At 40.8% G+C, this 12572-nt stretch carries 10 protein-coding genes; 6 read left to right on the top strand and 4 right to left on the bottom strand.

Annotated elements, in window-relative coordinates:
* Window positions 1-124: 124 nt before the first annotated feature.
* Complete coding sequence (locus B6F02_RS01565; protein WP_080145642.1) at window positions 125-304, top strand: hypothetical protein; 180 nt, start codon at window positions 125-127, stop codon at window positions 302-304.
* A 107-nt stretch (window positions 305-411) separates the two neighbouring features.
* Here the strand turns inward: B6F02_RS01565 and alr are convergent, their stop codons facing one another.
* Window positions 412-1581: an alanine racemase gene (gene alr, locus B6F02_RS01560; protein WP_080145641.1), complete on the bottom strand. Its 1170-nt coding sequence runs from the start codon at window positions 1579-1581 to the stop codon at window positions 412-414.
* A gap of 144 nt (window positions 1582-1725) precedes the next feature.
* Here alr and B6F02_RS01555 point away from each other — a divergent pair, with 144 nt between their 5' ends.
* A complete protein-coding gene (locus B6F02_RS01555; protein WP_080145640.1) occupies window positions 1726-2280 on the top strand; it encodes a hypothetical protein in 555 nt (184 codons plus the stop codon).
* Between the two features lie 111 nt (window positions 2281-2391).
* Window positions 2392-3729 (top strand): aminopeptidase C, encoded by a 1338-nt coding sequence (locus B6F02_RS01550; protein ID WP_080145639.1) that lies wholly within the window; start codon window positions 2392-2394, stop codon window positions 3727-3729.
* A 326-nt stretch (window positions 3730-4055) separates the two neighbouring features.
* Here the strand turns inward: B6F02_RS01550 and B6F02_RS01545 are convergent, their stop codons facing one another.
* Together B6F02_RS01545 and B6F02_RS01540 are read right to left on the bottom strand one after the other, a co-directional pair.
* Window positions 4056-4451 (bottom strand): hypothetical protein, encoded by a 396-nt coding sequence (locus B6F02_RS01545; RefSeq protein ID WP_080145638.1) that lies wholly within the window; start codon window positions 4449-4451, stop codon window positions 4056-4058.
* A 261-nt stretch (window positions 4452-4712) separates the two neighbouring features.
* Window positions 4713-4985, bottom strand: a complete 273-nt coding sequence (locus B6F02_RS01540) for a hypothetical protein (protein ID WP_080145637.1) — start codon at window positions 4983-4985, stop codon at window positions 4713-4715.
* A 395-nt stretch (window positions 4986-5380) separates the two neighbouring features.
* Here B6F02_RS01540 and abc-f point away from each other — a divergent pair, with 395 nt between their 5' ends.
* The 3 genes from abc-f to B6F02_RS01525 all read left to right on the top strand — a co-directional run bounded on the left by abc-f (window position 5381) and on the right by B6F02_RS01525 (window position 9598).
* Window positions 5381-6928 (top strand): ribosomal protection-like ABC-F family protein, encoded by a 1548-nt coding sequence (gene abc-f, locus B6F02_RS01535; protein ID WP_080145636.1) that lies wholly within the window; start codon window positions 5381-5383, stop codon window positions 6926-6928.
* A gap of 502 nt (window positions 6929-7430) precedes the next feature.
* Window positions 7431-8102 (top strand): P-II family nitrogen regulator, encoded by a 672-nt coding sequence (locus B6F02_RS01530; protein WP_080145635.1) that lies wholly within the window; start codon window positions 7431-7433, stop codon window positions 8100-8102.
* 23 nt (window positions 8103-8125) lie between these two features.
* Entirely contained in the window at window positions 8126-9598 is a 1473-nt protein-coding gene (locus B6F02_RS01525) for a DUF1538 domain-containing protein (protein WP_080145634.1), read from the top strand.
* Window positions 9599-9701: 103 nt separating this feature from the next.
* On the opposite strand, the gene B6F02_RS01520 is transcribed toward B6F02_RS01525, so the two are convergent.
* Entirely contained in the window at window positions 9702-12365 is a 2664-nt protein-coding gene (locus tag B6F02_RS01520) for a cation-transporting P-type ATPase (protein WP_080145633.1), read from the bottom strand.
* Window positions 12366-12572 lie beyond the last annotated feature (207 nt).

Raw genomic sequence — 12572 nt, 5'->3', positions numbered from 1 at the left:
AACGGTTTACGAAATTGTATGGTCTTCTCTTTGGAAGCGGTATGAATATTTGTGGTAGGATGTTATTGAAAGTAGTCGATACTTTCTAGTTTGATCATTACATGGAATAAAGGAGAGGATCAATATGAAGAAATGGAAAAAACTGGCGGCATTAACAATGACTGCAACGATGTTCCTGGCAGCATGTGGAGACCCCCCTGACACTGATGTAGAAGATCCGGCTACTGACACAGAAATGGATACTGACGTTGATACGGGGACAGATCTAGAAGAAGATATAGGCGACGACGCAGGAGAAGATTAAATTCGGTTTCAACAATCATTTTTAAAATACGCATTTTAATTTAAAGCTGCCTGATTCTTATTTAAAAGGAATCAGACAGCTTTTTTCAGGTCAATGGCGTTTATCTGTTAATCAAGAAGTGTATTTTGTGTAGCTGTCACACTGCCTGCACTGAAATAAATCCGCGGAATTCTTTTGCCGATTCCGCAAAGCAGTTCATAATGGAATCCATTTGTTATGTCAGCCATTTTATAAAGGGAAGGATAGCCTTTCGCTGGATCACCGAAAAAAATCAATTCATCTTCTTCTGTTAAAGATTCGATTTCCGTCACATCTAACATGATTTGATCCATACATATTCTTCCGGCAACCGGAGCCTTATGCCCATTTATAAATAGTGCCCATTGGTTAGACAGTTGTCGGGGAATGCCATCTGCATAACCTAGAGGAATTGTGGCAATTTTAGTGCTTTTCGCGGCTTTAAAAGTTCTGCCGTAACCGACCGTATCGCCAGCAGATATATTCTTTATATAAGAGGCGTGCGTTTTTAATGTCATGACTGGTTTTAAATCAACATAAGATTGCATCTTGGGATCGGGATGATATCCGTACAAAGAAATCCCTGTCCGAATCATATCTAAATGATATTCTGGAAAAGCTAGTGTCGCTGCTGTGTTGCAGCAATGCTTCAAGTTGAAAAAGATGTTTTCTGACTCAAGCTCAGCAACGATTTTAATAAAGGTATCGAATTGTAACTTTGTAAAGGCGGGATTCTCCAGATTCTCTGCGTCAGCAAAATGAGTGAAAATACCATCCCATTTGACAAAGTCTGATTTTAAAGCATTCATAACATTCAAGGCTTCTTCAAAAGAGCGTACACCGATTCGAGACATGCCGGAATCAACTTTTAAATGGATGTAAGCTGTTTTGCGTAGTTCTTCTGCCTTTTTTTGGATAAGATAAGCCGTTTCTTCTGTAAAAACTGTCATCGTAATTTCATTAGCAATTGCTGTAGCAATCGTTGACTCTTCGATAGGACCAAACATCAAAATAGGGATTGTTATACCAGCTTCTCGCAGTTCTAATCCCTCATCCAAAACGGCGACCGCTAAATAATCTGTACCAATCGCCTCTAGCTTTCTGCCGATTTCGACAGCTCCATGACCGTAGGCATCCGCTTTGACAACAGCCATAAACTTAGTCTCTGGGTTTAACTGTTTTTTTATTTGGTCGACGTTGTATTCCATATGGTCAAGGTTGACTTCTGCACGTGTAAACCGATAACTTCCATACTCCATTATTAATCATCCTTATCTGTTAATGCTGCTATTTTATCATGAATCAACCAATGATTTGAAAAGAAAATGCGTTATTTTCGTGATTGCTTTCTTTTATTGGTAATATTAGATAGACAATTAACCCAGAAAAGGAGATGAGTTATAATGAAACAGTGGATCAGCTGGTTAGCCGTACTGTCAACGAGTATTCTTCTAGCAGCCTGTTCAGAATCTGAAGCTCCTGAGATTGCCCCAGGTGCAGAGCAATCTGACTCTGACAGTACAGATGAAGAAACAGAGAATGCAGCTGAAACAGATGAGGATATGGCTGCTCTAAGCATCGACATGTACAACAGTAATTCTGAACGGGTTGGAACAGCCGTTTTTGACGAAGTTGAAGATGGTGTCTCTGTTACGCTGAATTTGGAAGATATTCCTTCCGGCACTCTCAGAATGGAAATTCATGATGCCGGATTTGCCACACCACCAAACTTTGAAGATTCAGGTGAACCAATTAGCCAATATGAAGTGCCGGAAATAGAAGTTTCAGAAAATGGAGTGGTTAATCAGACGGTTACATTGTCTGAAGCATCGCTATTGCCTGAGGAGGCACAAACACTGGCTACTGAAGAAGGAACATCCATTGTTCTTTTAAGCGGATCTGAAAGTGAACAAACTCAAAGTCACGTAGCAGGCGGCATCATTTTTCCTCCTCAATAGTTCAGCAAAAAAACTGGCAGAGTTAAGCCGGTTTTTTTGTGATATGACACCTTGTCATTTGCAATCCGCTTCGGTATGATAGTACTAATTCATGCAGAAGGGAAAATCACAATGACGATCAATAATGAACTATTGAAAGCTTATGAAGAGAAATTCAATGCTGAACCGGCGAACCATGCAGTTAAGCAGGCAATCGCAAAAGTCGGGATTGCCGATGCCTCCATCGATAATAACATGCTGAGACGCCACTCGTTTGTATTTTCAGATGAAACCAGCAGAGGAGACATAACGAACCAAAAAGCCAGCGGACGCTGCTGGATGTTTGCGGCGCTGAATACAGCTCGAGTTGACACGATGAAGAAACTGGATGTAAAGACTTTTGAATTTTCTCAAAACTATACGTTATTTTGGGACAAACTGGAGAAATCTAATTACTTACTGGACAATATCATAGAAACAGCTGATGAACCACTAAATTCCCGTTTAGTACAGCACTTATTATTTGATCCGATCCAAGACGGCGGACAATGGGACATGTTTTCCGGCTTGCTTCAAAAATATGGTGCTGTGCCTAAATCTGTTATGCCGGAAACCTATCATTCTTCCAATACACGTGAATTGAATCGTTTATTGACAGCGAAGTTAAGAGAATTTGCTGCCAAGCTGCGTGATGCACATAAAGCAGGGAAGACTAAAGAAGAGTTGACAGCACAAAAGGATGAGCACCTTTATTTTGTCTATAACCTATTAGTGAAGACACTGGGAGAAGTTCCTGAAACATTCACTTATGAGTATCGTGATAAAGAAGATCAGTTCCACCGTATCAACGATATTACCCCGCAAGACTTTTTCAATGAGTATGTAGCTTGGAATCTGAATGACCGCGTAAGTTTGATCAATGCTCCGACAGAAGACAAGCCATATGGCAAAGCCTATACCGTGAAATATTTGGGAACGGTAAAAGAAGGCAATCCTGTAACCTATATCAATGTACCGATCGACGTCTTGAAAAAAGCAGCCATTGCAGCGATCAAGGACGGGGAACCTGTCTGGTTCGGTTGCGATGTTGGCAAAATGCTGGACCGCAAAGCCGGAATCATGGATCATCATGCATATGATTATGAAGCTACATTAGGAGAAACAGTGGAATTGACCAAAGCACAGAGACTAGACTACGGAGAAAGTCTGCTCACGCATGCCATGGTCTTTGTTGGTGTCGACTTGGATGCAGACGGCAATCCAATCAAATGGAAAGTCGAAAACAGCTGGGGCGACACATCAGGAGATAAAGGGATCTATTCAATGAGCGACCAATGGTTTGACGAATACAACTATCAAATCACAGTCGACAAAAAGTACGTCGATGAAAAATGGTTAAAAGCACTAGAAGAGCCTGTTACAGAGCTTGAACCTTGGGATCCGATGGGTGCCTTGGCTATGATGCAGTAAGCAACAAGTATAAGAAATCTGATAGAAATGTAAAAAAAAGGAGCTTTTTCAGAGGTTGAAGTCAGTCTGACTATCTGAAAAAGTTCCTTTTTTGTTTATAAATTATGGTTTCCCGTAGCAAAAAATGACGTCTCTTATAGTATTCACAAGGCGCAAAAAAGCCATTGCGACATCCTTTCTAATGCTCTCTAAAGTGAAAATTTTAAGACGCTTACTGAAGAGGATAAAGTCTGTCTGCAATGACTGGATTGCCCTAATTAAGTATTTCGGGACTAAGAATCTGATTTCATTCTCTGCATTTCTCCTGCAGTGATATGTATCTCTATCTACTCAGGCAGAAACGCTGTAGTGGTTGTAAGGTTCAGATCGTTTACTTCGTCTCTGAACACTTTTGACCCTATTACATCTAATTCATATTCGCCACCTTCAACAACGATAGTCAAAAGATCTTCATCATCATTATATTCTAAAGTATAGTCAGTATAGGTTTCCATATGTTCAAATGGTGTTTCGTAACGGTCATAATCTGCATCGATACCGTAATACGTCATGCCTGACTCATTAAAGTCTAAAAATAGCCCGTTATCCACGTTCAGTGTCTTTTCTTCACCCTCAGCCAGCGACTCTTTGAACGCTTCATCAAACTGATTTCCATCCGCTAAATGGTATCCCGTTAAAAGAGTTAAAGACAAAACTCCGACGGTTGCTATTCGTTTTTTCATGGCGACAGTTTCCCTCCTTTTATTTGTATAACTTCGTTAAAAAATGCAATTAGTGTATTTGTTTCAAATAGTCAAAATCAGGGCGACAGCAAGATAGTAAAGTGTACAATCACTGGTAAAAAGCTGATACGAAAGCAGGCCTTCAAATTGTTCGATCAAAAAAACCGGTAGGATGAAAACGTCTATGCGTTTAATAGAACCTGCAGTTATAAACCGAACAAAAAAGACTATCTGACAAGAGAGACTTGCCGGATAGTCTTTTTAGTAAAGTTGAGTGTAGAGAATGATTGTAGAGCCGATCACTCCGCCAATCAGGAAGTACATGATCATTTGAATAGGAATGAACCATTTAATATCCGACAATTCTTTCTTACTCTCAATAGTGTTTCTAGAAAGGAAAAAGTAGCCGATTCCGACAGTAATTCCTAGTATCGGGAGCATTGTCTGAATCTGAGTTGGACGCCATAGTCCAAAAAGGACGCCGGTGACAAATCCCAGCAGTTGCAGTAATCGTCTTTTGTTTTTAGAAGACATGCCATTCCTCCTGTCCGTGCTGTCTGTGCCATTGATTGTATCATACTTGACCGCATTGTAGAAGTTGACAAGATTACCGGAAAACCTTATCCTAAGATTAACCATAAATGAAAGAGGTGTTCTCTGGGCCAATGCGTAACTAATCCTATTTTAAATCCATAAGACAAAAAAAGTTCGTCAAGAACTTTATTTTTGATGTTGTTATTTATGGGAATGGGATCAGTTTACAAGTGTCTGCAGAGAAACCTAAGCATATAAGGGCTGCTTTTTTATGCTGTTTTTCTAAATTACGCTTAGCTAAATCTCCCATTCTGCACAAAGTAGAATAGGAGGTTTTTTATAATGTCTAATCAGGTGTATATCTAAACACTTATACAAGAAAGGACAGGATAACGATGGCGTGGCTAGAATTAAATCAAATCAAACACTCAGTCAGAGACAGAACACTATTTGAAATAGAACATTTAACGATTGAACCGGGAGATCGAATCGGTTTAGTAGGAACAAATGGCAGCGGGAAGACAACCCTGCTGAATATCATTAAAGGAACGATTCAACCAGATACTGGAACAGTGATTCGTCAAAAGTCTGTTTCTTTGCTGCCGCAGCTCAGAGCGGCAATCGGAATAAAAAGCGGCGGAGAAGTCACTGCGAATACGATCATCTCTGTGTTAAATGAAAAAGCGGGCATTCTGTTGGCGGATGAACCGACGACGCATTTAGATGTCGAGCATGTTGAGTGGCTTGAAAAAGAAATCAGCCAGTATCAAGGTGCTTATATAATCGTTTCTCACGATCGTGATTTTTTAGATAAAACGTGTCAACAGATCTGGGAATTGGATCAGGAAGAGATTAAAGTGTACTCGGGAAATTATTCAGCATTTGAAGAAGAAAAGAAACGAGCACGAAAGCAGCAGCAGATCTCTTATGAAGCATACAAAAAGAAGGAAAGACAGTTACTTCAGGCAGCTGAAAGTAAGAAAAGCAAGGCGGACAGCATAACGGCAGAATCCAGTCACTTTTATTTCCGGAAGAAAGCGCAAAAGCTCTATAAATCAGCGAAGTCAATGGAATCGAGAATGGAACAGCTGGAGAAAGTTGAGAAACCAAGCGAACCTGAAACGATTAAAATGACCTTGACAAATTCAGGAGAGTTCATAAACAAATACATCATCCGTGCAACAGATTTTTCTGTGCAGTTCCCTAAAAAAGTGCTGTGGAAGCCTTCATCTTTTTTTATCAAAGGAGGAGAAAAGGTAGCCATCGTCGGCCCTAACGGGAGCGGTAAGACGACCTTGCTTCAACATCTAATCAACGGATCAGAAAGAATCCAAAAGACACCAGCAGTAAAAATCGGCTATTTTGCACAAGATCTGAGTGTTTTAGATCAAAACAAGACTATACTGGAAAATGTTGCTGAAGGATCTGTTCAGACGGAGACGCTGATTCGGATTGTACTGGCACAGCTCCTTTTTAAACAAGCGGATGTGCATAAGTCTGTTCGTGTTTTAAGTGGCGGTGAACGAGTGAAGGTAGCTTTAGCGAAGCTAATTTTAGGGGATTATAATACACTGGTATTAGACGAACCGACTAATTTTCTGGATACGCAAGCGATCGAGGCATTAGAGTCTCTGCTGTCAGCATATGAGGGAAGCGTCATTTTAGTCACGCATGACCGGAGAATAATGAATCAGTTTGCTGATAAACTATTGATCTTAGAAAACCAGCAGATTGAAACATTTGCAGGAACCTATGCAGAATACCAGCTTTCTGGCTCAAATGAAGAAATCACGACTATAGAAGAAGAGCTGATGAGAATAGAAAATGAAATAGTGGCAGTCTTAGGAAAGTTAAGTACAGCACCTTCTCAAGATCTAGAAGAACAATTCGAGCAATTGATTGCAAAGAAAAGAGTTTTAAATAAAAAAGACCAGAATAAATAGAGCAGGAAAAATACGAGGATCCCAATACTATCGGGATTCTCGTATTTTTTCGTTTGCAGCGCTCATGCCAGAGATCATTTTTGGGTTTTACACATATATGGTACAATAAGTATACAGTATAAACGGATCTGGATATTGTTTTGTTTGATTTTTAACGATTGTGATCAAAAGCGATCTGCTTTTGACAGCTGAATTATTCCCATCCTATTTCTGAACACTTCAAGTTGTTTGGAACCTCGCATTCAGAAACAATACTGTTTCTGTCACCTTGATCCATACTGGTTTATTTTTGCAGATATACAGAATCTTTTAACCCCCTTATTTTTTTCGAATGAGTTGCGTTATTCAGTTTTAAAAAAGACTGAATTTTTTTCCTGCATTCTTATGTATCTAGCTGCAAAAGAGCGAATGGAGACAAAGATAAGTATTTGAATAACGTTTGTTATGCTGGTGGGGCAGTTGATTCAGTATTAAAATCGAAGCGATAGAAAGGAGATTGATTATGCAGATTTCACGTGATTTTCAAATGGAGCTGGTCGTCTTTATTGTCAATGCCAATGAAGGAGACCGGGTCATGCACCTGGCAGAAGAAACAGGTACAAAAGGAGGGACGGTCTTTCATGGGACAGGAACCACCAGAAAAGGACTGCTGTCCAAATTGGGATTAGACATCATAAAAAAAGAGATTCTGCTGATTGTCGCGCTCGAGTCTCAGGCAGCTGAAACACTCGATTATGTGGCACAAAAGAAAAAGATGCAGGAAAAAAACAGAGGAATCGGATTCCGACTGCCGCTGCGACGCGCATTAGGCGTTCTTGCTGAAGAAGAACTGAATGAACAAATGGATCAAAACGAAGAAAAGGAGAATACAAGTATGCATCAGGGAATTGTGGTGATTGTTAACCGAGGGGGCGCAGAAGAGGTCATGGATTATGCCCAGGAAGCAGGCGCACAAGGCGGAACGATCATCCAAGCCCGCGGAGCGGGCTCGAAAGAAGCGAAAAAGATTTTCAACATGGATATCGTTCCGGAAAAAGAAATGCTGATCATTATTTCTGAAAAACAGAAGACAAAAGAAATTGTAGAAAAATTAAGCCAAGAACTGAATATTGCAGAGCCGAATAAAGGCATTATTTTTGTCATTGACCTGACAGAAACACGAGGTATTCAATAAAAGAAAAAGGAGGACGCATATAAGTGAATGTACTGAAGGAAAAATTCTTAGAAGTAATCCGAGCGGTGCTGCCGATCGTAGGGCTGGTCTTATTGATTCATTTTCTAGTTGTACCATTGCCGGCGGAGGCTTTGGTCGGTTTCTTAATCGGTGCTCTAGCGATCATCATTGGTATGACGGTATTTCTAATCGGAGTTGATGTTGCTATTACCCCGATTGGATCGTATATGGGAAAAGGAGCAGCTCTGTCGAATAAAGTCATTATTGTTGTACTCGGAGGATTGGTGCTGGGGTTCTTTATTTCCGCTGCTGAGCCTAGTTTGACGGTCTTAGGGAATCAGATCGGCGCGGTAACGGACGGCGCGATCTCCAGTCTGTTTATTGTGGCGGTGGTTTCAATCGGAATTGCGGTCATGGTGGTTGTAGGACTGCTGCGTATTGTATACAGTTTATCGCTGGTATACATTCTATCCATCGCTTATGGCATCATTTTTCTACTTTCATTTTTCACTTCGCCTGATTTTCTATCGATCGCGTTTGATGCTTCCGGAGCAACTACAGGTTCAGTTACCGTTCCATTTCTACTCGCTTTATCTGCCGGAGTAGCCACATTGAAAAAAAACAGTACTTCTTCAGAAGAAGACAGTTTTGGATTGGTCGCGATTGCTTCGACAGGAGCCATCTTGTCTGTTATGATCGTCAATGTTTTTTCTTCATTTGGCGGAATGACCGGATCGCTGGAAATCGGAGTGGGTTCGGAGAATGGTTTTGTTGCGGACTTCATTAATCAGATCATCCTCCAATCTTTTGAAGTGTTTATCGCGATCGCACCTATTGTCCTGCTGTTCAGCCTTTACCAGGTATTATCGCTGAAATTGCCGGCTAGGCGCATCAGCAGAATCTGGAAAGGTCTGGTGTACGTATATATTGGGTTGATTATTTTCCTGACAGGTGTCAATGCAGGCTTTATGAATGTCGGCAGTCTAATCGGTTACACACTGGGTCAAGATGGAGCGTATACTTCACTGGTTATTATCGGGTTTCTGTTAGGTCTGGTGACCATATTAGCGGAACCAGCCGTCAATGTTTTAACTAGACAAATCGAAGATGTGACTTCCGGCGCGATTAAGCCGTTATCTATTTTGGCTACCCTGTCGATCGGTGTAGGTCTGGCTATCATGTTTGCCACATTAAGAGTCATAGTAGAAGGCTTAGCCTTATGGCATCTGCTGCTGCCAGGATATATTGTTGCAATCGGATTGAGTTATCTGATTCCAAAAATGTTTGTAGGAATGGCGTTTGATGCGGGAGGAGTAGCTTCCGGTCCCATGACCGCAACCTTTATTCTGGCCTTTATTCAAGGAGCTGCACAAGGACTGCCGCAAGCGGATGTTTTAGTGGACGGGTTTGGTATGATTGCACTTGTTGCGCTGATGCCGATTCTGACGCTGGAGATTTTTGGATTTATTTATCAGTTGAAAGCCAAGAAAGCGTAATAAACCTATACAGTAAACTAAAAATCTTCTCTCTTTCTAGTCGATCCGACTAGTCCAAGAGAAGATTTTTTGCTGTTTACTGGATTGATTGGGTTAGTCATATTTATCTTTTAGAAAGGATAGTGCGGGTAACCCATTTTTCGAGTTCAACCACCACAAACACAAGCGTACCGATCACGATTGGAATCAACCAATAGATTCCATCAATAGGAATGGTACCCAAGATCGTATTCATTATCGGCAGATAACTGACACTGAGTTGCATCAAGACTAGCAAAGCAGAGACATAAAAGACACTTTTATTGGAAAAGAAATTTTCTCCAAAAGCAAAATCAAGTTCTTTGCGACTGTTAAATAGATAGAAAATCTGCGAAATTACAATCGATTGAAAGGTGACCGTGTTGATTAGATTCTGCTCATAACCGTTTTGTAATAGCAGCGTATTCATTAGTAAAACACTTCCGCCCACAAGGAAGGATACATAAAAAATCCTGAAAAGATAGTACCGACTTAAGATACGGGATTGTTTAGGGCGCGGCGGCTTTTTCATTGTGCCGGGCTCCAGCTTCTCAAATGCCAGAGCCAGTGAAATCGTAACAGACGTTACCATATTGATCCAAAGAATTTGAATCGGGCTGAGGGGCATAGAAATTCCCAGCAAAATACTGAGAAAGGTCAGTAGAGCTTCAGCGCCGTTTGTCGGCAGAATAAATAGAATAGACTTTTTCAAATTGTCATAGACAAGTCGGCCTTCTTTAACCGCTTCAAAGATTGTCCGGAAATGATCATCTACTAAAATCATTTCAGAAGATTCTTTTGCGACTTCCGTTCCTTTGATCCCCATAGCGACTCCGATATCGGCTCTTTTCAAAGCAGGGGCATCGTTTACGCCGTCGCCGGTCATTGCAATGGTCAGCTCATTGGCTTGCATTGCTTTCACTAAATCGACTTTATTTTCTGGACTGGTACGGGCATAGACATCATAGTCCAGAACAACCTCTTTTAGTTCTTCTTCTGAAAGCTCATCAATTTCTTTGCCTGTCAATGCCTCTTTACTACGAGTAATGCCCATCTGTTTTCCAATTGCAAGAGCTGTTTCTTTATGATCGCCGGTAATCATTTTGACTTGTATCCCAGCACTTTGAGCCTGGCTGATGGCTTCAATAGCGTCTTCTCGGGGTGGATCGATAATCCCGGCCATACCAACGATTTGAAGTCCTTCTTTTAAATCGTCGTGATTGATCTCAGAGAGCTGTTTTTCAACAGGTTTGTAGGCCATGGCAATGACTCTCTCTCCTTCTTTTGCTCGCTCGGTCATTTTCTCATTCCAGAAATTTCTCTGCTCGTTTTCGGCATCAGAAAATGATAGATCAAGTAATCGATCAGGAGCCCCTTTGACCCAAATCATTTTTTCACCTTCTGTCTCAACTAGTGCAGCCATATATTTATAGGACGAATCAAAGGGGATTTTACTAATAATCTCGTGACGAGGGATTTCATGTTCCGCTTTTTCTGACAGGGTAATCAGACAGCCTTCAGTCGGGTCGCCCGTAATTGTCCAATGCCCTTCATCGTCTTGTTTAATATGAGCTGTATTAACTGTTTTAGCAATGCTCAAAAACTGGAGTAAGGTTGGATGTTCTGTCAGTGAAATTTTCTGCTGGCTACTTTTGATTTCGCCTTCTGGAGCATATCCGGTCCCGGTCACTTCGTAAGTTTCGTTTTCAAGTATAATAGTCGTGACGGTCATTTCATTTTTTGTAAGTGTTCCGGTCTTATCGGAAGCGATAACGGAAACTGCGCCAAGTGTTTCGACAGACGGTAGATTTTTGACGATGGCATTGTGATTAGCCATGGAACGAACCCCGATAGACAATATAATAGACAAAATAGCCGGCAATCCTTCTGGAATAGCGCCGACTGCCATTCCGATGACATACAAAATCAAATCATAAGCATCGTAATTTCCAAAGAAATAGCCATAGATATAGGTCAGAATAGCTAAAAATACGATAGCAACGGAAATCATTTTCCCCAGCTTTTCTGTTTGTTCCAGGAGAGGTGTCTTGACGGCTTCCACTTCTGAAATAGACTGATTGATTTTGCCGAGTTCAGTTTGTTCAGCTGTTTCGACGACAATTCCGACGGCATAGCCAGAAGCTACGGACGTTCCAGAAAAGACCATATTGATTCTGTCTCCCAGGACAGTATCTTCATCTAAAATGATGGTAGATTTTTCTACAGAAGTGGACTCTCCAGTTAAAGCAGATTCTTCTACTTTAAAGTTGGAAGCATAAGTTAAGCGGATGTCTGCTGGAATTTTGTCACCAGCATTCAAGACAACGATGTCGCCTTGTACAAGTTCTTTGGCGTCGACTTCGTGGCGATGATCGTCAGAGATTATGGTTGCGTTGGAGGATAATAGATTTTTTATATTGTCAAGTTCTTTTTCTGCTCGGTTTTCTTGAACATAACCGATGATAGCGTTGATCAAAGCGACAACAATGATAACGGCCGTGTCTAATCGATGGTCAAGTAAAAAGGTGATAATCGCCGCTAAAAACAAGATATAAATCAGAATATCATTGAAGTGTTTGAGAAACTTTATCCATTCCGGTATCCGTTCTTTTTCTGGCAGTTCATTTGGACCAGAGGATTCTAATCGCTGCTGTCTCTCTTTTTGGTGCAGCCCAACGTCGATATCAGTCTGCAGGATGTCGCTGACAGCAGATGGATCTAAATTATACCATTTCTTCGTTTCTTTCATGTCTCATCTCCCTTTCGAAATTCTACACTTTAAACCCGTTAAATAAAATACTCGATGATATTTTGGAGTTTGTAAAAGTGTATAAAATTTATTTTATCAGCATAAAATGAAAGAGTAAACTAATACGAACAATCGTTGATATTACAGTCTGTTGTCAGCAGACATTTCAATCTATTTGTAAAAAACTCTCTTATCTCGACTGTATAG

It is taken from the genome of Marinilactibacillus piezotolerans, assembly GCF_900169305.1.
Classification (GTDB): Bacteria; Bacillota; Bacilli; order Lactobacillales; family Carnobacteriaceae_A; genus Marinilactibacillus; species Marinilactibacillus piezotolerans_A.
Note: the sequence above shows the minus strand (reverse complement) of the source record. Positions and strands in the feature narration are given on the sequence as shown.

Bases quoted from the DNA above. Each gene is read 5' to 3' on its own strand.
- B6F02_RS01565 (WP_080145642.1), top strand. From the start codon at position 125: ATGAAGAAATGGAAAAAACTGGCGGCATTAACAATGACTGCAACGATG.
- alr (WP_080145641.1), bottom strand. From the start codon at position 1,581: ATGGAGTATGGAAGTTATCGGTTTACACGTGCAGAAGTCAACCTTGAC.
- B6F02_RS01555 (WP_080145640.1), top strand. From the start codon at position 1,726: ATGAAACAGTGGATCAGCTGGTTAGCCGTACTGTCAACGAGTATTCTT.
- B6F02_RS01550 (WP_080145639.1), top strand. From the start codon at position 2,392: ATGACGATCAATAATGAACTATTGAAAGCTTATGAAGAGAAATTCAAT.
- B6F02_RS01545 (WP_080145638.1), bottom strand. From the start codon at position 4,451: ATGAAAAAACGAATAGCAACCGTCGGAGTTTTGTCTTTAACTCTTTTA.
- B6F02_RS01540 (WP_080145637.1), bottom strand. From the start codon at position 4,985: ATGTCTTCTAAAAACAAAAGACGATTACTGCAACTGCTGGGATTTGTC.
- abc-f (WP_080145636.1), top strand. From the start codon at position 5,381: ATGGCGTGGCTAGAATTAAATCAAATCAAACACTCAGTCAGAGACAGA.
- B6F02_RS01530 (WP_080145635.1), top strand. From the start codon at position 7,431: ATGCAGATTTCACGTGATTTTCAAATGGAGCTGGTCGTCTTTATTGTC.
- B6F02_RS01520 (WP_080145633.1), bottom strand. From the start codon at position 12,365: ATGAAAGAAACGAAGAAATGGTATAATTTAGATCCATCTGCTGTCAGC.